This window comes from Clostridioides sp. ES-S-0001-03 (assembly GCF_020676075.1).
Classification (GTDB): domain Bacteria; phylum Bacillota; class Clostridia; order Peptostreptococcales; family Peptostreptococcaceae; genus Clostridioides.
The window spans coordinates 423,679-449,152 of sequence record NZ_JACVWJ010000005.1 but is presented as its reverse complement, the minus strand read 5'-3'; the positions used below and the strand labels follow the sequence as shown (position 1 = coordinate 449,152).

At 28.7% G+C, this 25,474-nt stretch carries 14 protein-coding genes; 10 read left to right on the top strand and 4 right to left on the bottom strand.

Going from position 1 to position 25,474, the window contains the following annotated elements; translation table 11 throughout:
- Positions 1–180 precede the first annotated feature (180 nt).
- Positions 181–1,518 carry a sensor histidine kinase gene (locus IC174_RS13085; RefSeq protein WP_227483082.1) on the top strand — a complete coding sequence of 446 codons (1,338 nt, stop codon included), beginning with the start codon at positions 181–183 and terminating at the stop codon, positions 1,516–1,518.
- Positions 1,519–2,001: 483 nt separating this feature from the next.
- On the opposite strand, the gene IC174_RS13080 is transcribed toward IC174_RS13085, so the two are convergent.
- From IC174_RS13080 to IC174_RS13065, 4 genes are all read right to left on the bottom strand, one after another.
- Entirely contained in the window at positions 2,002–2,571 is a 570-nt protein-coding gene (locus IC174_RS13080; protein ID WP_227433591.1) for a hydrolase, read from the bottom strand.
- Positions 2,572–2,870: 299 nt separating this feature from the next.
- On the bottom strand, positions 2,871–4,133 hold the full coding sequence (locus IC174_RS13075) for an MFS transporter (protein WP_227483081.1): 1,263 nt from the start codon (positions 4,131–4,133) through the stop codon (positions 2,871–2,873).
- An 8-nt stretch (positions 4,134–4,141) separates the two neighbouring features.
- Positions 4,142–4,375: a hypothetical protein gene (locus IC174_RS13070; protein WP_227483080.1), complete on the bottom strand. Its 234-nt coding sequence runs from the start codon at positions 4,373–4,375 to the stop codon at positions 4,142–4,144.
- A 186-nt stretch (positions 4,376–4,561) separates the two neighbouring features.
- Positions 4,562–5,140, bottom strand: coding sequence for a TetR/AcrR family transcriptional regulator (locus IC174_RS13065; RefSeq protein WP_227483079.1), 579 nt, complete (start codon positions 5,138–5,140; stop codon positions 4,562–4,564).
- An 827-nt stretch (positions 5,141–5,967) separates the two neighbouring features.
- On the opposite strand from IC174_RS13065, the gene IC174_RS13060 reads away from it, so the two are divergent.
- From IC174_RS13060 to IC174_RS13025, 9 genes are all read left to right on the top strand, one after another.
- Positions 5,968–7,428: an NADP-dependent glyceraldehyde-3-phosphate dehydrogenase gene (locus tag IC174_RS13060; RefSeq protein WP_227433587.1), complete on the top strand. Its 1,461-nt coding sequence runs from the start codon at positions 5,968–5,970 to the stop codon at positions 7,426–7,428.
- A 630-nt stretch (positions 7,429–8,058) separates the two neighbouring features.
- Positions 8,059–11,370: a DEAD/DEAH box helicase family protein gene (locus IC174_RS13055; protein ID WP_227433586.1), complete on the top strand. Its 3,312-nt coding sequence runs from the start codon at positions 8,059–8,061 to the stop codon at positions 11,368–11,370.
- Positions 11,371–11,389: 19 nt separating this feature from the next.
- The gene (locus IC174_RS13050; RefSeq protein ID WP_227483078.1) at positions 11,390–12,946 is read left to right on the top strand and encodes a class I SAM-dependent DNA methyltransferase; all 1,557 of its coding nucleotides are present in this window, start codon (positions 11,390–11,392) and stop codon (positions 12,944–12,946) included.
- Positions 12,939–14,084 (top strand): restriction endonuclease subunit S, encoded by a 1,146-nt coding sequence (locus IC174_RS13045; RefSeq protein WP_227433584.1) that lies wholly within the window; start codon positions 12,939–12,941, stop codon positions 14,082–14,084. Before IC174_RS13050 ends, IC174_RS13045 begins: the two co-directional genes overlap by 8 nt.
- 679 nt (positions 14,085–14,763) lie before the next feature.
- Positions 14,764–14,892 carry a hypothetical protein gene (locus tag IC174_RS21145; protein ID WP_255621506.1) on the top strand — a complete coding sequence of 43 codons (129 nt, stop codon included), beginning with the start codon at positions 14,764–14,766 and terminating at the stop codon, positions 14,890–14,892.
- 134 nt (positions 14,893–15,026) lie between these two features.
- A complete protein-coding gene (locus tag IC174_RS13040) occupies positions 15,027–15,494 on the top strand; it encodes a MarR family transcriptional regulator (RefSeq protein WP_227433583.1) in 468 nt (155 codons plus the stop codon).
- A gap of 318 nt (positions 15,495–15,812) precedes the next feature.
- A complete protein-coding gene (locus tag IC174_RS13035; RefSeq protein WP_227483077.1) occupies positions 15,813–17,048 on the top strand; it encodes an MFS transporter in 1,236 nt (411 codons plus the stop codon).
- A gap of 630 nt (positions 17,049–17,678) precedes the next feature.
- The gene (locus tag IC174_RS13030) at positions 17,679–20,180 is read left to right on the top strand and encodes an ATP-binding protein (RefSeq protein WP_227483076.1); all 2,502 of its coding nucleotides are present in this window, start codon (positions 17,679–17,681) and stop codon (positions 20,178–20,180) included.
- A gap of 14 nt (positions 20,181–20,194) precedes the next feature.
- Positions 20,195–25,399 carry a GTPase gene (locus IC174_RS13025; protein WP_227483075.1) on the top strand — a complete coding sequence of 1,735 codons (5,205 nt, stop codon included), beginning with the start codon at positions 20,195–20,197 and terminating at the stop codon, positions 25,397–25,399.
- Positions 25,400–25,474: the final 75 nt, after the last annotated feature.

Here is a 25,474-nt window from a genome sequence, read left to right as displayed (position 1 = left end):
AAGAAGGAAGAATGCTTAAATATATTAGCATATGTAATGATATTATTAAAAAATAAAATAAAATTCAATTTATTTAGGATAATTCTATCAAGGTATTTACTACAGGTGTAGAGTCGTATATAATTAAGTTATATGGAAAATTTTAAAAATTAAATTATTAATACACTAGGAGAAAATATTATGATAAAGTCAAATTTGTTTTGGAATATTTTCATTGCTATGTCTTTTATCATAGAATGGTTTGTTTGTAAAAAAATACTAGATTACACAAGTATACAAAAAATTTCCAATAAAAGAATAAATCTTTACATGATAGGTATTATTATTTTTGCTAATATATTTTATTTCTTTGACGTAATTCCAAATATAAGAGTAATTATATCTGTGATGATTATGATTGCATTTTACAAAATTTCATATAGAGTAAGGCTTACAAAAGCCATACTAATATCTTTAATGTATTGGATGTTGTTAATGGGTATAGATGCTTTGAGCATGTCTTTAACAATTTGGATTAATTCAATAGATGATATGAGCCAAATGTTAACAGAAAATATATATAGAATTGAGTCAATTGTATCTGGAAAGACAATTTTGCTTTTAATTTTATTTTTATATAAGACATTAAAAATAAAATTGAATATAGAAATAAATAAAAAGACATTAACATATGTAATTATACCTATAATTGCCAATATAGCGTCTTTCTTTGCTATTTTTGAATACATATTTAATCCTAAAACTAGTGGTAGTTTAATACATAATTATCAATTACTTATAATCTCTATCATGTTACTTCTATCAAGTATTATCTTGATTTTAGTTGCTAAAAAATTACAAGAGTATAATGCATTAATAGCAGAAAATAATATGATTAAAAACGTTTTACACAATAAAAATGAATATTATGAGGATATAGAAAAGAAACATTTAAAAACTAGATTATTAAGTCATGATATGAAAAATCATATCTTATGTATAAAAACTATGGTTAAAAAAGGTATTGATGTTACTTCATATTTAGATGACTTACAGATGGAGATTCAAAGTAATGATATTTTATTTAATACTGGTAATTTTATCTTAGATGCTATATTGAGTGAGAAGAAAGAAGTTTGTGATAAAAATAATATAGAACTTAAAATAGGAATAAATTTTGGTTACTGCGAAGCTATTGAATTAATAGATGTATGTCATATATTTTCAAATATCTTAGATAATGCAATTGAAGCATGTAAAAAAATTGAGGAGGGGAGTAAAGTAATTTGTGTTAAAGGTGATGTTTTACAAAATTTTTATCTTATAAGAGTGGAAAACACTAAAGTAAATGAAATTATCACAAAGAACGGACAAATTGTAACAGATAAAAAAGATGCACTTCATGGTCTAGGAATAAAAAGTATAAAAAACTCTGTAAATAAATATGGAGGAAACGTTGTAATTGAATATGATGATAAAAAATTTGTAGTTAAGATTGCTATACCACTTAGGAATGTAAAAAAAGCAATTAATATATAATTTGATGTGTCATGAGTAAATAATATAATTTTATAAAGATAATAGACTTAATTATTACCTATAAGAATCTATTTAAATTAGTGTGTTATATAGTAAATCATACATATAGTGAGCTATGCATATAGTGTGTTGTAAAAATAGTGTGTTGTACATATAGTGAGTCGTACATAGAATGAGTTTTAAAATATAAAGTCTGAGATTTAGAGGTAATGTGGCTGGAAGTAGATAACAGGGGTGGAATCAGTAGACAAAATAACATAAAAAAGAAGTTGCATCGAAAGGAGAAAAACTCTTTAGAGATGTAACTTCTATTGCAACTAAAGTTATGTTATATTGATAAAATCAACAAAACATTTGTATCAACGTAACTGCTTATTAGTGAAACTATTAAATCGATAAATACATAATCAGATACTCTATATAAATAAAGTTGTTCTAGTATTTAATTTGGTTTTATTATACTTACTTTATATGTATGATAGCCTATATTTCCATTTCTGGAATTAGGCTTCTCATAGCCTCTATAGTTGTTTGTATAAGTTTGTCAAGTTCCCAATCAAGCATTTCTGCACCACTTCTTATAACATCTCTAGAACAGCCAGCAGCAAAAGATTTATCTTTAAATTTCTTTTTAACAGACTTTAATTCTAAATCAGATACACTTTTTGAAGGACGCATTATTGCAGCAGCACCAATTAATCCAGTAAGTTCATCTACAGCAAATAAAACTTTTTCCATAAATTGCTCTGGTTTAACGTCTGAGCCAGTCAATCCATATCCATGACTTACAGTAGAATCAATTATTGATTTATCTAAATCAAGTTCAGTCATTAATTCTCTTTGCTTAACACAATGTTCTTCAGGATACATCTCAAAGTCTAAGTCATGTAAAAGTCCAACGATTTCCCAAAATTCTACTCTTTCAGGGTCGTATTCTTTTGCATAATATCTCATAACACCAGATACAATTTGAGCGTGTCTTATATGAAATTCTTCCTTATTGTATTTTTTTAAGATTTCCCATGCTTGCTCTAAATTTGGCATGTAACTCATTACTATCACTCCTCTAGCTGAATATTTTGAATTTTTATAAAGCTTATTTTTCATTGATTATATCAATCAATTTCCAATACGTCAACACACTAATGCATAATTTTGCATTTAAATTCAGAAATTAGTGAAAATTAAAATTTTATCAGTATATATGACACATTCATATATTATGCTACAGTCGTATAGTTTTGTATGTTTTGTAAAGTTAAGACTAAAATCAAACATTATAATGTATCTATGAATATAAATATTCTGCTGATATTATTTGTAAAAAATACAATTAGAATATAATAAAATCTCTATTTGTTGTACTTAGCACTTTTGTCTTTTAATATTACTTTTGAAATAATTGCTATAAAGAATGTAACTATACCAACTCCTATAATAATAATGTAAACTCTATCTGATAATAAATCAAAAAGTTTACCATATATGACCTGACCAAGAGGCATTGCGGCTGCTGTTCCTGCAAAAAGTATAGCCATTACTTTTCCTAACAGTTCATTTGGAGTTTCTAATTGAGTTATTGTTATGGCAAATATTGAAATAATTGTTGTCATGAAAAATATTAACATAGAGGATATTACAAGAATTAAAAATGGTGCTACCAACCCTGTTTGTAGTATAGATGGATATACCGAAAATGCCATTGGAATAAACATTAGTGCACATACACAAAGGTACATATATAAATTACTAATTTTTATATGTTTAGAGAACATGCCAATACTTATAGCAGCTACTAGTGAACTAAATGATATTGCTCCCTGTGCAGTACCATATAAGGTATCATTAGCACCCATTGTTATTTTTATTATATATGGTATACCTACAATTATCATTGAAGTTAAAAAGAGGTTTAATGCCATTGCTATAAATAATATTTTTAATAGAGTAGGATTTTCTTTACATATATGGACAACACCATCTTTTATATCATTAAAGATAGACTTTATGATATTATCAGACTGTTCTTGTTTAACAAAAGGCATCTGAATAAACATTTCCATAATAGCTGATAAAAAGAAGCTTATACAACTGATAATTACAATAGCATTAACTCCAAGAATTCCATATAAAACACCACCTAGTACAGGTCCAGCGATATTTGTAAGAGATGCAACTCCAGCTACGACACCATTTGCATTCATTAAATTTTTACTATCAACTAGGATAGGTGTACTCGACTGAACAGTGGGTTGATACATCGTACTTATTATTGAAAGTATAGTCATGATAATTCCTATAATCAGTATTGAACCTTTATTGTTAAATAAAAATAATGCTAAGACTAGAACAGTTAAACTACTTGAAAAATCAAAAATAACCATTAAATTTCTTTTATTAAATTTATCTGCAATAGCTCCACCAATAGGGGAACATATTATAATTGGAATTGAAGATACTGCAAGTATTGTAGCAAATATTCCTGCTTTTCCTGTCATATCAAGTATGTACAAGGATAAAGCGAATTTAAGTATTGAGGCACCAAACAGTGAAATTATTTGACCTAATACCATTAAGTTGAAGTTTTTGTTGAAAGTATTTAGTGATTTTGTCATATATACACCTACCTATCTAAGATTATTAAAACATTTATAATAATTGTTATAACAGCAATTACTACTAGAAGTTTTCTTTTTATTTTAATTCCTAACACTATTAAAAATATAGCAAACATTATAGATAGAGTAGAGTAGAAAGGCATAAGTTCACTACTAGGGTCTACAAGTTTTGTATGTATGTTTAATTTTTCATTTATTTTATATATAATATCGTTTAGTTTTTGTATTAGTTCAATCATATGGACTCTCCCAAAAGAATTTTAAAGGAATTTTAGCAGAAAAACAAAATTTATTATTTTTGCTGTGTAATTCACTTAATTTGTTTATTTAATTTAATTTATTTTATAGTTACCTATTCTACTAGTTACATATTCTACATAATCATTTATTTTACTTATATAATCTAGTAAAATTAGCACATCATATTATTCAAATATGTCATCTACAAGATTCTCTATCATGAAATCGAATACTTCAAAATAGTTATATCCAATATCTTCTTTTAACAGTAGACTTGATAATAGAGCACTACAAACACCAAAGGCTTTTTCTTTATCTATTTTTAGTTTAAAATCATACTTTTCAATTAAATCATAGAAGCTTTGTATATTGTTATGTTCAAGCTTTGAAACCATATCTTTAGGTAATTTGTTTAAAAAAGCAATAGAATCATGATCTCTGGGAGCATATAAAAATGGATTTTTATCATATAAGCGATATAACATCTTTAAAGATGCTACAAATCCTTCTTTTGTAGGCATACTATTCAAGATTTCGTATATTGATGATATAAGTCTATTTTGAATTCCATTTAATACTTCAAAAAATAACTTTTCTTTTGAATCAAAAAATGTGTAAAAAGAGCCTTTTGCAATTCCTGCCTTTGAACAAAGCTCATCAATATTAGTTTTTTTATATCCATATTTAGACCAGTGGTTTTCACATTCTAAAATTAATCTTTCTCTTATATTGTTTTTTTCAACTTCTGTAAAGCTTTTAGCCATATTTATCAATCCTTTCCATAAGTATGTATATGTATGACTTAAAATATTTTTTTAGTCATACATATATAGTATTGTCCATTTATGAATTTGTCAAGCATGATTTTGTTAACAAACAACGGTTTTTTGCTACAATCTGCAAGTAGTATTATAGTAGAGGCAGTTATATGAAAAGAGCCAATAGCCATAAGGAATGACCTTATAGGTTATTGGTTCTATGTATGTGCATTTGATAACTGGCATATTTAATTGTTTTACAGGAACATACTTTAGCACATAATCCGCAATAAATACAATCACTCCAAACTGTGAAATATTTATCATTGCCTGGACAGTTCTTTATATAACGGTCCATTATTTTATGAAAAAGTGCATTTACTAAAAAATTGGATTTTGGATAGCTTTTTATTTCTTTTCGTGATATTTCTTTTTTAAAACAGAATAGTGTTCTGCTTAAATTATATCACATAGGTAGATTAGGGTCAATGATTAACAGAATAATGTTCTCTTAATTGTGTAATATGTTCTATTATGGTTGACATTATGATATGTGTAATTATATCTTGCAAGAAACTCAAGCATGAAATGATGAGGAATTATTTAAAATAAAAATACATTAAAATAAGTACTTAAACTACAGAGACATATTAAAAAATAGATATTTAAATTAAAAAGCTACTTCTAATTAAAACGGTATTTAAAATACAAAAAATAAGGATTACAAATTTTTTTTTAAAGGTAAACGTTTATGAGAAAAAGAAATGTTTACATAACAAATAAATGGCTATAATTTAAATACATAATGTTATATCAGAGAGAGGAATAAAAATATGTTTAATGAACTTAAAACCGAAGAAAATGTATATAAAAATTTAATAAATGGGAAATGGGTAGAATCCAATTCAAAAAAACCAATAGAAATTTACTCACCAATAGATAACTCACTTGTTGGAAAAGTACAATCTATGACAAAGCATGAAGTAGATGAAGCTATTAAAAATACAAAAGAAAGTATAAAGGTATGGGCTGATATGCCTGTATACAAGAGGGCTAATATATTTCATAAAGCAGCTGACTTATTGCTAGAAAATATGGATGAAATAGCTAATATATTGGTACTTGAAATAGCTAAAGATATAAAATCTGCAAGAGCAGAAGTTGAAAGAACAGCAGATTTTTTGAGGTACACAGCAGATGTAGGAAAGAATATGGAAGGTGAGGCTATTAGTGGTGACAATTTCCCTGGTGGAACACGTAATAAGATGTCTTATGTTTCAAGAGTTCCGTTGGGTACTGTTTTAGCTATATCTCCATTTAATTATCCTGTAAATTTATCAATGTCAAAAATTGCACCAGCACTTATTGGTGGAAATGCAGTTGTCCTAAAACCTGCTACACAAGGAGCTATTAGTGCACTTCATTTAGTAGAAATTATGAGAAAGGCTGGTATACCAGATGGTGTACTCAACACAATTACAGGTAGAGGTAGTGAAATAGGAGATTATGTTGTAACTCATAAGGGAATCAACTTTATAAATTTCACTGGTAGTACTGAAGTTGGTCAACATATATCTAAAATATCTAAAATGGTTCCGTTATTATTGGAACTTGGTGGAAAAGATGCTGCTATTGTATTAGAAGATGCAGACTTGGATTTTGCAGCTAAAAACATAGTAGCTGGAGCTTACTCATATTCAGGGCAAAGATGTACGGCAGTAAAGAGAATTTTGGTTCAAGATAGTGTGGCTGATAAGCTAGTTGAAAAAATAAAACCGTTAGTAGAGAAGTTAACAGTTGGGAATCCAATGGATGAAGTAGTTATTACACCTCTTATAGATAACAAATCAACTGATTTTGTTCAAGGATTAGTGGATGATGCATTGCATAAAGGGGCTAAATTAATAACAGGTAATGTTAGAAAAAATAATTTATTTTATCCAACATTATTGGATAATGTAAGTGTTGATATGAAAATTGCTTGGGAGGAACCTTTTGGACCAGTACTTCCAATTATAAGAATTAAAGATATAAATGAAGCAATTGAAATTGCTAATCAATCAGAGTATGGGCTTCAATCATCAGTATTTACAAGTGATATTGATAAGGCTTTTTATATAGCTGATAAGCTTGAGGTTGGTACTGTTCAAATAAATAATAAGACTGAGAGGGGACCAGACCACTTCCCATTTTTAGGGGTAAAGGCATCTGGAATGGGAACTCAAGGCGTTAAGTATTCAATTGAGGCTATGACTAGACCTAAGGCAGTAGTAGTAAATGTTAAGGGTCTGTAGATTATACTAGTAATATAGGATAGAGTGGAGAAATTAATTTTTTCCACTTTATATTTTGATTTTTAAAGCTTTATATAGCTCTAGAAAATAATGAAGTTTTAATCAGGATATAGATTTTGTATAAATTATATAGATATAAAAAAGGTTCACTCTAATTAGGGTGAACCTTTTTTATTTATTCATCAGAAGTAGATTTTTTATTTATATGGGCTAAATAATAACTCTCATCAAAAATAATTAATATTCACACTATTAGTTTCTAACATACTTTACAAACATCACATTTCATATCAAGTCTATTACATATATTAGCCCATGTGTTTTTATTGTTTTGTATCTTAGCTGATTTGTGAAGCTTCCACGTTTTTGATAAGTTACTTTGTCAGTTTTTCTTAGGTTATTGCTCTATAGATATATGTAAATTTAGTTAGATAGTGTCGTCAATATGGATAGTTGTTTGGTATTCCGCCTAGGATAAAATCGTTGTTTCCCTATACTAGGCTGGATTTTATTTACCTTTAGTATATAATAAGATATTTTGTCTATGTAGTACATATGAATGGTATAATAATACTTATGGGAATATAACAAATTGGAATAGTATAAAGCTAAAAGGGGAGAAAATAAACAATGTCAAACTTTTATTTTTTAGAGAGATGGTCTAATCTAAAAAAGCTAGGAATGCAGGCAGAAAATTACATAATTGTAGATCCAAATGCTTCGATGTTAAAAACTAGAATATTAGGGGAACAATTAATAGATTTAGTATTAGCAACATTAAAAGTAGAAATAGATAGATTTGCAACTCAAGATGATAAAATAAAAAAGTTAAGGACTCTAAATTTAAATCAATCTATACCAGACTGGTTTAATATAGTTAGACTTCATGGTAATAAAGCAATGCATGAAGCTATAGATGATAAAGATAAAGCAAAAGAAGCTCTAATGGCAATGATAAAGATAAGTGCTTGGTTTTACATAAATGTAACTAAAGATAAGTCTATACTTCCACTTAAATTTAAAATGCCAAAAGTAAGTTCTCAAAAAGTGTATAAAATAGATGATTATAAAAAAGAAGTAGAGAAAATTGAGGAAAATAATAAAAAAGAATTAGTACAAGTAAAAGAAGAGCTAAAACAAACTTCTATAATAGATAGTTATACAGAACTTAAAAAAGTAGAGGATATATTAGATTTAAATGAAGCACAAACTAGAAAAAAATTAATAGATGTGTTATTAGAACAAGCAGGGTGGGCTGTATGTGGTAGTAAAGTAGTTAAAGAATATAAAATAGAAAACTACAAAGGAAAGACTGGAAAAGTAGGGTATGCTGATTATGTATTACTTGATAAAAAAGACAATCCTATAGCAGTAGTAGAAGCTAAAAAAACAATGGTAGATCCATATGTAGGCCAGGAACAAGCGAAATCTTATGCTGATGGCATAGAAGCACAAACTGGTATAAGACCTATAATATATTTCACTAATGGATATGAAACTCATATGTGGGATGATAAATATAGTGCTCCAAGACTTGTATGGGGATTTTATAGCTTAGAAGATTTAGAATATGAAATGTTTAAGCATAAAAATAAAAGACCTCTTAGTAGTGTAGAAATAGATACAAGTATAAGTGGTAGAAGTTATCAAATAGAAGGTATCAAAAGTGTATACGAAAAGTTTGAAAAAGGACATAGAAAGTCTTTAGTAGTAATGGCAACAGGATGTGGAAAGACAAGAACTGCCATATCTCTAGTAAAAGGGATGATAGAAGCTAACCATGTAAAAAGAGTATTATTTTTAGCTGATAGGGATGAACTTGTAAAGCAAGCAAGTAGAGATAAAAGTAGTTTTAAGACTTTTATGCCAAATACCCCGCAAATGAGAATAACATCAAAAACATCTCAGGATAGAGAATCAGTACTGTATTTTTCAACTTATCAAACAATGATAAATTACTATCACGAGTTTAGCGTAGGGTTCTTTGATCTTATAATATGTGATGAAGCTCATAGAAGTATATATAAGGTATATAAAGATATAGTAAACTACTTTGATTCATATATAGTAGGACTTACAGCTACACCAGTAGGATTTATAAATAGAAATACATTCTCATTATTTGATTGTGGTGACAAAGATCCTACATTTTCATACTCATATGAAGAAGCAGTAAATCATATACCACAGTACCTACTTAAGTATAGAGCAAAAGATGCCTCAACAGAGTTTTTAAGAAAAGGTATAAAATGGAATAATTTAAGTGAAGAACAAAAAAGAGATTTAGAAGAAGATGGATTAGATGAAGAACAAATTGACTTTGATAAAAATGATTTAGAGGAGTTTGTAAGTAATAAAGATACGAATAGAAAAATACTACAAAACCTTATGGAGAGTGGAATCAAAGTAAAAGATGAAATAGGTAAAAGTATAATATTTGCTAAAAACAAAAATCATGCTACATTACTTTTAAAATTGTTTGATGAAATGTATCCTCAATATAATGGTAATTTAGCAGCTATAATACATTCAGATATAAAAAATAAAGACGATATACTAAAAAGATTTAAAGAAGAAGATAGACCTAAAATAGCAATATCAGTAGATATGTTAGATACAGGAGTTGACGTTCCAGAAGTAGTAAATCTGGTATTTGCAAAACCTATATATTCAAAAGTAAAGTTTTTACAAATGATAGGTAGAGGTACAAGACTTTGCCCTAATCTGTTTGGAAATGGAGAAGATAAAGAAGAATTTTATATATTTGATCATTGGAAAAATTTTGAGTTCTTTGAGGAAAAACCAGAGGGCATAATTCCAATAGAAGCTAAATCATCACTTCAAATTAGATTTGAAAGTAGATTGAAGCTTTTAGAAATATTAAAATCTAAAGAATTAGAAGAAGAAGTAAACAATATTGTAAAACTCATAAGAGAAGATATAGATAGTTTACCAGAAAAATCAGTAGAAATAAGAAAAAATAAAAAAATTATAGATTCATTAAAACTGGATAAAGTATGGGATAGCATAGATAAAAACTTATTAAATAAATTAATGAAAAATATATCACCACTAATGGGGTGGGTAGATGTAAGTGATCATAGGGATGCAATACTATTTGATAACTCGATGTATAAAATACAAATATTAAAGCTTAATGATGATCCAAACATAATTACTCATGTATCTAAGGTAATAGGAGATTTATCTAAGCTTAACACAACTATGAATCAATTTAATAGAGTTCGTAATTATGTAAAAGAACTACTTAAAATAGAAAAGTGGGGAAGCTTAAATTATAAAGAGTTAGAAGAAATAAGAATACTTTTAAGAGATTTAATGAAGTATAAGTCTAAAAATACAAAACCATTCGTAGAAATAGATATAAAAGATAGTGATATCTTAATAAAAGATATAGGCACAAGCGATAATTATGGGCAAGTTAATGTAGATGCTTACATAGAAAGAGTAAAAAATACCCTTGAAAAAGAAATGAGCATGAACCTTGTTATACAAAAGATAAGAAAAGGAAAAGAAATAACTAAAAAAGAGTTAGATAATATTTATGATATATTTAATTCTGGAAGAGTAGAGTTTAGCTTAGATGAATTATCAGAAAAAACTCATGTAAGTAAAGAAGATGTTATAGGTATAATAAGAAAATTTGTTGGAGTAGATGAAGAAGAATTAAATACCAAATTTGATGAATTCATAAATATAAATCACTCTAAAATGAATGTAAAGCAAATTAATATGATTAAAATGATAAAAGATGATATACTAAACAATCGAGGAATATCATTTGCCACACTTTATGAAGGAAAATATACAACACTAAGTAAGGATGGTATAGATGGTATATTTAATGAAAAACTTTGTGATAAGGTATTTGATTTAATAGAACCATATAGAGCTGAAGAAGAAGATAACATATATGCATAAATAGAAAGAGGAGAACAATATGCTTAATTCAGAAATAAAAAGTAAAATAGATAGGTTATGGGATAGCTTTTGGTCAGGGGGAATATCAAATCCCCTAACTGTCATAGAGCAAATATCATATTTATTATTTATAAAGAAATTAGATGACACAGAAATTGCAAAAGAAAAGAAAGCTAAGAGAATGAGAAGACCATATACTACTGTATTTGAAAAATACGTACAAAGTATGGATGAAGATCAAATAAATAGAGTTAACTTAAATTCTGATAATTTAAGATGGTCGGAGTTTGTTCACTATGATAGTGAAGCAAGTTTTAAAAATATGCAAGATAAGGTGTTTCCATTTTTAAAAACATATTCAGATGAAGATAGCATCTTTGCAGATCAAATGAAAGATTCAGTGTTTTTAATACAAAAGCCAAGTTTATTATATGAAGCAGTTCAATTAATAAGCTCTATAAACTTAGATGATAATGATACAAACGGTGATTTATACGAATATCTATTGTCAAAACTTGCAACAGCAGGTGTAAATGGTCAGTTTAGAACCCCAAGACATATAATAAATATGATGGTAGAATTAATGGACCCAACAATAGAAGATGTAATAACAGACCCATCTTGTGGTACTGCAGGATTTTTAGTAAGTGCTAGTGAGTATATATTGAGAAAGTATACAGATAAAAATAGTGTATTTACTGACGAAGAAGGGATACTTCATGATAAGATAGGGGACAAAATAGATAGTAATGGGTGGGAGCATTATAAAAATAAGATGTTTAATGCAACGGAGTTTGACCCATCTATGTTTAGAATAGCAGCTATGAACTTAATGCTTCATGGCATAGAAAATCCACAGATAACTCAGGTTGATGCTTTATCTAGCCAATATGACGAAGAAGATAAATATTCTTTAGTACTAGCTAACCCTCCTTTTAAGGGAAGTATAGATGAAGGAGATATAAATAAGAGCTTAAGAAGTGTTGTAAAAACTAAAAAGACTGAATTATTATTCTTAGTACTTATAGATAGGATCCTTGATATGGGTGGGAGAGGTGCTGTTATAGTTCCAGATGGTGTGCTATTTGGTTCATCTAAGTCTCATAAGGATGTTAGAAAAAAGATAGTTGATGAGTGTGAGTTAAAGGCTGTTATTTCTATGCCTAGTGGTGTGTTTAAGCCTTATGCTGGGGTTTCTACTGGTATACTTGTATTTACTAAGGGTGGAGAGACTGATAAGGTATGGTTCTATGATATGCAAGCTGATGGATATAGCTTAGATGATAAGAGAAATGAAGTTGAAGCTAATGATATTCCCGATATTATAGAAAGTTTTAGAATGTGTATGGATGATAAGACACTTGAGCCAAGTAAAGAAGATAAGTGGTTCTTTGTTGATAAGAGTGAGATTGTTGATAATGGTTATGATTTGAGTATCAATAAGTATAAAGCGATTGAGTATGAGGAAGTTGTGTATGAAGTTCCAGAGGTGATTATGGAGAAGATTGAAGCTCTTGAGATGGGTATTCTTGAGGATATTAAGGCTTTAAAGAAGATGGTGAATGGACATGAGTAAGAGGTTACCGCAAGGATGGAAAAAAGTTAAGTTAGGAACTTTAGTTAATATAAAAACTGGAAGACTTGATGCTAATGAAAGTTCACTAGATGGAGAATATCCATTTTTCACTTGTTCAGTGAAACCATTAAAAATATCATCATATAGCTATGATTGTGAATGTGTATTGGTTGCAGGGAATGGAGATTTAAATGTAAAATACTATGATGGAAAATTTGATGCATATCAAAGAACATATATAATCGAAAGTATAGATAAAAATAAATTAGAGGTTAAATATTTATACTATTTTATGAGTAAGTACATTGATGTGCTGAGAGCTAAATCAGTAGGTGGAGTTATAAAATATATTAAGCTTGGAGATTTAACTGACGCAAAAATACCAGTACCACCTTTGGAAGAGCAAGAAAGAATAGTCTCTATTTTAGAAAGAGCAGAGGGCGCTATTTGTAAGAGAGAAGAAAGTAATAGATTACTTGATGAATTAGTTAAATCAAGATTTATTGATATGTTTGGTGATCCAGTAACTAATCTGAATAATTGGGATATAGAAACTATTGGAAGTGTTGTAAAAAGTATAACTGCAGGATGGAGTGCCAACGGGGAAGCTAGAGTGAAAATGAAAGATGAAAAAGCTGTTTTAAAAGTTAGTGCTGTAACGCAAGGATATTTTAAATCAGATGAATATAAGGTAATAGATAAGGATGTAGAGATTAAAAAGTATGTTTTTCCAGAGCAAGGGGATTTATTATTTAGTAGAGCAAACACAAGAGAGATGGTTGGAGCTACATGCATTATTCACAAGGATTATCCTGACTTATTACTTCCAGATAAATTATGGAAGGTATTATTTGTTGATAGAGTAAATGTATTTTATATGAAATATATATTAAGTGAATCATCAATAAGAGCGAAATTTTCGGCTAATTCAACAGGTACAAGTGGATCTATGTATAATGTTTCGATGGATAAGTTCAAGAATATAGAGATTCCAGTTCCACCAAAAGAACTTCAAGAGCGATTTGCTGATTTTGTCAAACAAGTAGACAAATTGAAATTTAAAATGGAAAATAGTTTAGAAGAGTTAGAAAACAACTTTAATTCACTTATGCAAAAAGCATTTAATGCAGAATTATAATATTAAAAATAGGGAAGTGATTTTTATAAATATAATAGATACAATAAATAATATATTTACGACTAGAGAACAAGCAATGATAATGTGGTGTATTATTATTGCTATATCTGTATAAAAGATAAGAAAATAAGAAGTAGTATAAAAGATTTAAAAAAATTAATGAAAAAGATTCTTATAACAATTCTAGGAATAGTTATAATTATATGCACAATAGCATTTGGTTTTTTGTTATATAAACTAGCATATTTAAAATAACTTATAATAAAAGATTATATATATTGGGTTTTATTTGGACTTATACAAGTAATAATTAAGATTGTAAAAAATAGCAAAACAGATAATTGTAGATATAATTAAGTTTGGTATAATACATTTATTTATAATACATTCATGCATTATGAGTTTAGTATCTGAGTAATTAATAATACCATTAGCATTTATATATCAGGCACATGATGTAAAAGATATAGAATTTCGTAAAATTATATCTATAGATATAGTATGTATATTAGGTGTAATAGCATGTGCTTTTTATTTTATATGAACAAGTGGGATTATATATAGGACTTAGAAGTAAATTAATAGTATATATACTACTTACAAAAATGTTTGTGTTATGTAACATATTTATCTAAATATTAATATAATAAATATATTAATGTTAATAGGGTGCTAATATATGGATAAAACAAAAAATGAGATACAATTAATAACTAAAATTGTAAATAAAGTGTATCACAAGGAAATGATAGATTTTTATAAACATTATAACTTATCAACTAGAAATGGTGACCCAGAAATGAGATAGGATTAAATTAGATGATTCTATCTCTTTATTTTATATAGTTCGATTCCTAAAAGAATTATTTTGACATTGTTGAAATAGAAACAAAAGTTTAATATAATATTGTTAATGCACTAACGGGTGGGAGGATATATACCATGAATAAAGAAGAACAGGTCATGATGGGTTTTAGAGATTTACTAAATAAGACTGTTTGGCTTAATAAATTTAAGATGGAAGAGAGTCTCAAGGGTTATAAGTCTTCTGAAGTACATTGCATTGAATACATTGGAAGAAATGTAGACTGCAATGTGACAAAACTGGCAGAATACTTTTATATGACTAGAGGCGCCATAAGTAAAGTAACTAAAAAGTTAATAAAAAAAGGTGTTATTGAAAGTTACCAGAAGCCTGATAATAAAAAAGAAATCTATTTTAGACTTACTGAGCAAGGTAAAACAGTTTATAATATCCATGAGGAACTTCATAAAGAGTTTCAAGAACGTGATAAAGTTGTATTTGAGCAGGTAACTGATGAACAATTTGACAGTATGATTAGCTTTGTCGAAAATTATAACCGACATTTGGATGAAGAAATAAAAAAACAGGGGATAATATTAAAGTAGAATAAATCAGAATAATGAAAATGAAATCATATACAGCCTAACTCTATTGAGAATAGGCTGTATTTTTATTGTTATCTATTTTGTTGACAAGGAAACAAAAAAATGATACTATAAATATGTTTCCGAGGGATCAAAAAACGAATATAGGAATATACCTCCAAATGAGGCGAAATGATAAAAGATGAACATGCTACTAGGGAAATAAAATAATGAAAAAAGTAAAGAGGTAAAGACGTAAAAAGGTAAAAAAGTAAAAAATAAATAAATAAATATGTTTCTAAAGGAAACAAAATTATAATTTTTGAGAGGAGAATTTAAATGTTTATATTTAAATCAAACAATGAACAGAATACAGAACAAATTGTAGATAAAAAGGCTTTGATATTTGGTCTTATATCTGCGTTTCTTTGCGGAATCGGATTCACTATCATAGCACCTGTCGTTCCATTCTTAGTGCAACCTTATACAAATAGTCCAGAAGAACAAGCTATAGTTGTTACAATGCTAACTTCTGTTTATGCAATCTGTGTGTTTTTTGCAGCTCCTGGGCTTGGAGCTTTGAGTGACCGATATGGACGTCGTCCATTACTCTTATTATGCCTTTTGGGTTCTGCAATAGGGTACTTAGTTTTTGGAATAGGAGGAGCTCTATGGGTATTATTTGTTGGACGTATAATAGAAGGTGTAACAGGTGGGAGCATAAGCACTATCTTCGCATATTTTGCAGATATTACTCCTAGAGAACATAGAAGTAAATACTTTGGATGGGTGAGTGCATTTTCAGGTGTAGGCTGTGTTATTGGTCCAACTGTAGGTGGATTACTTGCTAAGTTTGGTTATTCTGTACCCATGTATTTTGGAGCAATAATAACTTTACTTAATGTTATTTATGGATTCCTGTATATGCCTGAGAGCCTTTATAAGAAGAATAGATTAAAGTCGATTACACTTGCAAGGCTAAATCCATTTATACAGCTTGCAAATGTACTTTCTGTAAAAAACTTAAAAAGGCTACTTTTATCAGCATTCTTACTTTGGATACCAAATGGGTCTTTACAGTCAGTTTTTTCACAATTTACAATAGACACTTTCAATTGGAAACCCGCACTAATTGGACTTGTATTTTCAATTATGGGTATACAAGACATCATTTCACAAGGTTTTATAATGCCAAAGCTTTTGAAAAAACTTAGTGATGTACAGATAGCAATTCTTGGAATGGTTTCAGAGATTATAGGTTACAGTTTTATTGCAGCATCAGCCTTGTTTTCGTTCTATCCTATTTTTATTGTTGGAATGTTTATATTTGGTTTTGGCGATTCTATCTTTGGACCTTCATTCAATGGGATGCTATCCAAGTCTGTCGATTCTAGTGAGCAAGGGAGGATTCAAGGTGGTAGTCAATCCATTCAATCTTTAGCAAGAATAATTGGACCTATCATTGGAGGTCAAATCTATGTATTTCTTGGTCATGCGACACCTGCTTTTATGGGCATGATACTTATAGGAGTGGCAACATTAGTTTTGTATAAAGGGACACATGTAAATGTGTAAACTTTGTAAAATATAATAAGTAAAAATTCACTTTATGGAGCAGTTGATTTTAATAGATTGACTGTTTTTTTGTATTATATTATTTTTAATTAGATAAATTTGACTTTAAAAGTTTTTTATGATGACTATGTGTCCAGTTATGCACTTTTATCGACTAGTTACACAGTTTGTGTTGAATATTTAGAAAATTCGTACTATTATATAAATAAATTTAAGCATATAAGTAGGTTTGTTATATGAATATTTATTGTGGAGGATGGTCAAAATTTAGACCAGTAAAGAAATAATAAGTAGAAAAATAATAAGTAGAAATATTCAATTAAGCTGTAGGAATGTTAAAAGATGTTGATTATGAAACACTTATCGTTGCTACTTAAGTTGTAGCAGGTACAAATTTAAAATTTATTTGTAATGCTACTGCAATTACAAAGGCACCTAAGGATTATTTAGCAGAAATTATGATTTTCAAAGCTCTTCTTTGTGAAGAAAAAAGTAGAACATGTAATTAGATATATAAAATAAAAAATATAATTAGATATATAAAATAAAATAACTGTGTTAGTAAAGGCTTTATTTTACAAGCACAGTTATTTTAATATTAAAAAATTTTATAAAAAAGGGAGAAAATACATGGGAGAAAAAAATAAGCTTTTAGAAGAAATCAAAATCCTACTAGATGAAGGAAAAGTAGCAATAGATAAAGCTATAAATAAGAATCTAATTTTGATTCTTGGAGGCACAGGTTGTGGGAAAAGTACAGCAATTAATTATCTTGCAGGATGTGAAATGAAGGAAGTAGAAGATGAAGATACTGGTATCTCCTATATTGAATGTGTAGACCCTGTTGCAGAAATTGGCTCAGGAGCTGTTTCACAAACTTTGTATCCAAATATTGTAGATATGAGAAGAGAAGTAGAAGGAATGGATGCAAAATTATGTGATACTGCAGGATTTAGTGATAACAGAGGAGTAGCACATGACATTAGTGCAGCAGTTTCGTTAGGAGAGGTGTTTAGAAATTCTGCATCTATATGTGGAGTAGTTGTACTAATACCAGAAGCAGATATATTAGAGGCTAGACTTACAAAAGTACTTGATTTATTTCAACAATTAAATATGTGTCTTCATAAAGAGAATTTTAGAGGAAGTATTACTTTCTTTATTTCTAAAAGCTTTTTAGGAAGAACAGAAAAACAAATATATAATGTGATTAGAAAAAAATACGAACAATTGTGTGAAAGTCCAGAAAATAATATAAAAGATAAAGCTTGGTTATTTGAAGAATTGCTAAAAGGAGAAGGAAAAAATATTCATCTTTGTAAACCACTTGAAGCAGAGCAAAGAGAAGGATTATTAAAAGAAGTAATAAAATTAGAAGAAGTAAAAGATAAAACATCAGCATTCCAATATCCAATCAGTGCAGATGCAAGATTAGTTTTAGATACATTAATAAAAGATATTCAAAGTAGTATAGTATCTAGACTAGAAGTTTATGTCAAAGAATATACAGAAGACTTTATTAAGAAGGTTGAAAGAGTAACAATGATTCAAGAAATGTCAAAATATGAAAGAGTAGTAGACATATTTAAAAACTGGTTAGAAAGTTCAGTTAATGCAGAAAGTATTACTTTAGAGAAATTTATCAATTTATTGTCAGGAGAAAGTGGATTATTCTTGGAAGACACATGTATAAAATTACAAAATGAGATAAGAAGAAACTTAGATATAATTAAAGATTTAAATAAATATACAGACCATGGAAATGCTGAAATTTCACTATCTTCTGTATATATGGAATCTATTATAGAAAAAACAAGTAAAAGTATAATGGAACAAAAATTTATTATTATAAGAAAGAAAATAGAAGAGATTTTAGTTTCTTATGAGGTACAAAAACAGGTATGGACATTATCAAATAGAGATAAATTGATGGAAGTTGCAAATAAAACAGACTACATATATAGTAAACGTGATTTTGAGCCTATTTTAAAGAATCTTATAGATAGAAATAGTGAAGAATTAGAAGCAAATATAACAAGATTAAATGCATATGGAGAAAAAGGAAATGAAATAATTAGAAATCTTGTAAGTAAATATATTTTAAATCCATTTATAATAAAATCATTTATACTTAAAGAAAAGACGGTCATAGAAGTTAAAGCATTAATTAAAAACTTGGTAATTAGCAGTGTTTTAGAAGCTTTTAGAAATAGAAACGTGGGAGATGATGTCTCTACAATTATGTTTTCAGCTAAAGACACTATCTATATGGATACTAATCTTGGAATGGATTTTGCATCAGAAAAAAATATCATTATTTCTTGTGAGAATCTTGATGTAAGTAGTAATTCTAAGATTAATGTAAGTGGAAAGAGTGGAAATTTTATAGATAATTCTATATATGGAATCAATGGTGAAGATGGTAGAGATGCAGGAAATATTTATTTGTACATTAAAGAAGAAATTAGAAACTATCGCCTTACACTAATAGCAAATGGAGGAAATGGTTCAAGAGGAACAGATGGTAAAGATGGTGTGGCTGGAAGCACAGGTAGAAATGGAAGTGATGCAGGATATACAAGTTATTTCTATGGACAAATGTTTAAAGGTTATTTTGCAGAAGGAACAAGTGGTGCAAAAGGAGGAAAAGGAGAAAAAGGAGGAAATGCTGGAAGAGGTGGAAATGGAGGAAGTAAAGGAAATATTTACTTCTTGGCAGATTCAGATAAAAAGAGAGATAAGTTAATCAGTTGCTGTGATATAACAGTAAGAGATGGAGAAAGAGGTCCAGATGGAAGACCAGGATTTGGTGGAAGTGGAGGAAAAGGTGGTCATCATGGTTATAATACACTTTCATTCTCTCCAAGTGCTATAGATTCTACTGTATACTATACAGGATATTTTAAAAGTTGGGATTATAAACTAACTAGTATTACTAGTTATCGTATAACTCTTGAAGGTGGAAGTTGGGAAAAAGGAAAAGAAGGTCCATCAAGAGAGTATGCTGATTATGGAGATAGAGGAGAATCTGGAGGATATAATAATCCAAATTATAAAAAATCAACAGCAGTTTTAAAAGTTGAAGAAAGCTTTGTTAAAGAAAAATATCAAAACTATTGTGCTGAAGTATAGAAAGGGATGGATATATGTCAAATGAATTGTATAATGGAATCATAAATCTTTTGGAAAATGGAAGGAATGAACTGAAAAGATACAATTTAAAAGAAAAATCGATTTTGTTATTCCTGGGTGCTTCAGGGGTTGGAAAAAGCACTTGTATCAACTATTTAAAAGGTTGTGATATGGAAGAAAAAACAGATGCGGAAACTGGACAAGTGTACATCACAGCTAAAGATTCAGCAGTTGATATTGGTAATGGTGTATATTCTAAGACTTTATGCCCAGAAGTTGTAGATATTGAAAATAAAGCATTTTCTTTATGCGATTGTCCTGGATTTTTTGATAATCGTGGAGCAGAGTATATGATTGCAGGAGCAATGCTTGTAAGAGAAACTATATCTGCATCTTTAAAAGTAAAAGGTATAGTAGTCATTTTAGACTACCAGTCTTTACTGGACTCTAGACATACACTGTTAATTGATACAGCTAAAAACTTAAAAGATATGTTTAATGAATATACACAGTATAAGGAAAATTTTTTCTTTATTATCAATAAAATACCTAAGCCACTTAGTGGTAACGTGACAAAAGAGAAAGTTAGAAATATACTGAAAAAAGTAAAAGAAGACCTAGATAGCCAAGAAAAATATTATGAAGGTTATAAGGAACTGGTATATCTGTTAAATGTGGTACTAGCAGATAATGTTTCTATAGAATTGTGTAATCCACTAGACACAAAGCCAGAAAATCTATTGAGAGAATTAGAAAAACTTCCAACTACTTTCAAGAAAACTGATATGGGATTAATGCTTACTGCTTCTTGTAAAATAGAGATACAAAAAGCTGTTGACACAACATATAAAGAACTAGAAAAACTTCTAGCTCCTTATATAGAAAGTGTAAAAAAGGCGTTAGAAGATTCTATTTCCATTTTATCTTCTATAGAAAATCTAAAAGAAAAAAAATCTCAGTTGGAACAAATGTATCAGAGTTTATGTAAAACAAATAGTATTGAAGAACTTATGGAGTTTGTACAAGGGCTTTTCTATGGTGATGGAGTGCAAAAAGTAAACATATTAGAAAAAATACGCCTTGTTTTAGAGCTAAATAGTTACTGTAAAGAAACTAATATTGTTGGTCTAAGTGAATTATTAAAGTCATTATTAAATACAACACTAGAAGATACATTAAAATGTATTAAATACTGGATAGCAGAGAAGGAATTGGAAGAAGAAGAAGCTGAGAAGCTTCTAGATGCAGAATACAGAAGAGAAAAAATCCAAAATTGTACATATATAAAATCATATGAAAAAGACAAAGTGCTTTCTATATATATTCCTGTACCTAAAGTGAATTTATCAGATTTAACTAAAATAATATCTGGCTATAAACTTAATGAATTATCATCTATATATATGTATGGAGAGTGTGAGCTAAAAATAGATTGTGATATGAAGAAGGATGTTTTCTCAGGTAAAAATATAGTTCTATTAGTTGAAAAATTATGTATACCAAAAGGTTCTTATTCAATTAATGTTTCTGGAAATGATGCAAAAAAATTAGATGGAGAAAGTTCTATTTATAACGGAATGAATGGAAGAGCTGGAAATAATGCAGGAACTTCAGGCGATATTTTAATATCTTTTAAACATATACAAAAAGAAGGCGAACTTAAGCTTTATGCTGATGGTGGACAAGGTGGAAACGGCCAAGGTGGAAAAGTAGGAGAAACAGGAGCATCCGGAATAGCTGGAGCAAATGCAAAACTAGGTTCTAAGCCAGAGAAAAAAGAGTTTAATAAGGAAAAAGGTACAAAATACTATATAGTAGAAGCAGAAAAAGGAAAACAAGGAGATACTGGAGGAATAGGTGGAGATGGTGGAAATGCTGGTCTTGGAAGTAAGGCTGGACAGATTTATCTCCTTGGACAAGCAACAGTACTAAAAAGTTTTATAAGTCAAATAGACGGAAGACATGGCTTAGCGGGAAAAGGCGGTTCTGGAGGAAAAGGTGGAGCTGGAGGTATTGGAGGAATCCGAGGAATTTTTGAAGAAACAATAAGATATATAGGAATTTCTGTTCCAATAGATGATAGTGACAGAAACTATTACTATTTTGATAGATATGTGATAGGGCGTGGTTCAGATAGTGAGGAAACAGCAGATGATGGAAAGGCATTAGATGATCTTTATACAAAACACAAGGACTGGACAATTAAAAAGCTTGCAGACTCAGGTCTAGATGGAGCACAGGGAAAAGAAGGAAATCCTGGAAAGTCATTAGTAGAAAACGAATTGTTAAAGCAAGAGTATTCTCTATCAATGGATACATTTTTCTATCAATTCTTTGAAAGATTTGGTTTTTCTGGAAGTAAAGGATATAGAAATCTTAAACTTTTATGTGCAGTAGGAATTTTAGAAGCTGATATTTTAGAAATTTCGCATATTTATGAGATTTTTAATGCAGTTGAGAAAGTGGAAATGCAGTTAAATAGAGAAATTCTTCAGAAGTATTATAAATTTGATAAGAAAAATAAAGAAGTAATTTCTTTAGATGATATGCATATTAAGAAAGCGTTTTACCAAGAAGCAAAAGAGATTTATGACTACCTTATAAATAAATTGATGCAGTCTAATAGAATAGAAGCTTTTGTAAAAGAAAATCAGAGTTTTAGTGAATGGAGTATGATTTTATTTGCATTAGAACAGAAGGCAGCATTTTACATGCAGATGATAGAGGAAGATGAAATTGGAGGAAATCGTGTTACAGATATTCGAACTCTGACAGATTATCTAGAGAAGACTTTAAAAGAATTGGAACAAGGAAAGAAAGATGAATTAAAAGAATCATATTTCAATACCTATAAGGAAAGTGTTCTAACTCAAATTAACTCAGGAAATCAACAGATAGAAGTTTTGAAAAAAGAGCTTGAAAATAAAATGCTTTCTGTTGGAGCAAAAATGAATCTTTTGATTCAAGAAATTCTAAAGATAAAAGAAGATGAAAAAGAAGATATAAAGAAACTAGAAGAAAAGAAGGAAAAACTTCAAGAACAGATGAAAATACAACTAATTCTTTCTGGAATACAGAGTGCATTGAGTTTACTATCATCATTAAGTGGTATTGGTCAAGCGTGCTTAGGAGCTTTTGATAGTGCAAAATCTTTAAAAGAAAATCTTTCAGCTAAGGAAGAAGAGTATCAATGGACTAACAGAATGGTTAATTTTTCAGATTTCAAAATAGATTCTGAAGGTATGAGTTTTGTCCTTGGAACTCAGTTAAATGAAGATAGAAAGAATGCTTTAGGAGCAATGACAAATAAACTAGTCGGTGTTGATGATGGAAAGAGAGAAAATTTTAATAAAATTAAAGAGATTATGACTAAGTCCTTAGATAATAATGACTACCAAGGGAAAGAAAATGACATTGCAGTAGCAAAAAATGGCTTGGATGAAGGCGAATATGAAAAGATATACAAAAGCATTCAGAAAAAAGAAATGGGTATGTTGGAAGCAAATTATAGTAATAAACAACAAAAAGATAAATTGGTTGCACTAGAGAAGTGTAAAGCATCTATTGAAAGACAGCAAAAAACAGCAACTATTAAAAATGTATTAAGCATTGGTAGTGCAAGTTGTTCTTTTATTAATACAGCAATTAGTAGTGTTAATAATTGTCTAAATGTAAAAGCTAGCTTTGAAGATAAAATAAAAGTAGTTAAAGATGCGATTAAGTCAAAAGAGGATAATATTAAAAAACTAGATAATTTAAATATTCAGATGGAAGAGTTCAAAAATAAAACATTGAAAGAATCTATTATACCATTTGTAGACGGATTTGATACTACAGTTAAAAATCAGGATATTTTTGAAAATGAAATAAGCAGACTAAAAATGAAAGATGTCCTAACTGAATTAATTAAGAAGTTTGAAATCTTGAAAATGGAAAATTCAGAGGATATTTCTGGGATTTTCAAAAAAGTACAGGATATGATGGATGCTCAGATTATTATTACTGATAAGATTGACAAGAAAAAAGATAATCTTGCAATGGGAGAACTGATTTATCAAATGTCAGACAGTGGTAACCAGATGAATGAGTATCAGAAAAAGCTTATTCATCAAATTGAATTGAATCAGATTAGATATTTGTGCCAATTGGAGGCAGCAGCTTTTCAATTATGGACATTTCCATTTGGAAGCAATATAGTAAATATCTTAAATAGATGTCATGTAGGGATAACAGAAAATGAAGATGAGGTGCTAAAGCAGGCAAAGGAACAGAATAGACAAATTAAAGAGTTTTTAGTTCAAGATACTTATCAATGGCAAAAGACAGATAATCATATTTTGAAAATACCATTAGCAGGAAGTTTAGCAGGAAAATCACGTGTGGGATTTGAAAATACATTTTCTTTATATGATTGTAATGAAGAAGAAGTGAAAAAGCTTTTGACAGGAGAAGAAATTAGCTTTGAAATTCCACTAAATCAAAACTATGATGCAATGAAATATGTGACTATTTATGCAAATATACCTAATCTTAGACGAAATATTTTAGATGATAGTTTAAAAATAAATGTACATATGCATTTATATGATAAAGGATATTTTTCTCTATATGATGATAACAAAGATATGCACTATCAATATGTATTTCCACAAAATTATATCGATATTACACATGGCTTGGATGTTAAATATAAAAAAGATGATGATTCAGATTCAGTAAACTCTATATGGTCTTCAATAGAAGATAAAGGAATAGAAAAGTTTAAAAATGCGGGATTAAACTCTGGTAGAAGCCCATATTCTATGGCTAAGCTTTCTTTGAAAGCACATTTTAATAAGAAGCTTTCTTATGACCTATTGACAAGTGAGCAGAATAAAAAGCTAGAGTCATATTTTGAGAAGAGTAGCAAAGATGCATGGAATCAGAGTATAGAGAGCTTTAAAAAACTTGGATACATTGATAAAAGAGGCATTTTGTTAAAAAACTGGTCTGAAATTAAAAAGGATATGGATAACAATGGAGAAATTATGAAGTATTTCTCTATATTACAGGCTGATTTGTGGGAAAAAATTATATATGAGCAGATGAGTATACTGAAAGAGAATATACCAAATCTGACAATTGAGTTTATTGGTTGTGGTATCTATGTAGAGTCTGAATTTAACTATCTAAAACAAAATGAACTAAAATGCTATGAACAGAGATTAATTGAAATATAGCGGTTTTAAGTGAGGTTTAAGGAAGGGTGTTTTTAGTAGTTAAGTAGAAATATTATGGAAATTTAGTCAAAAAAG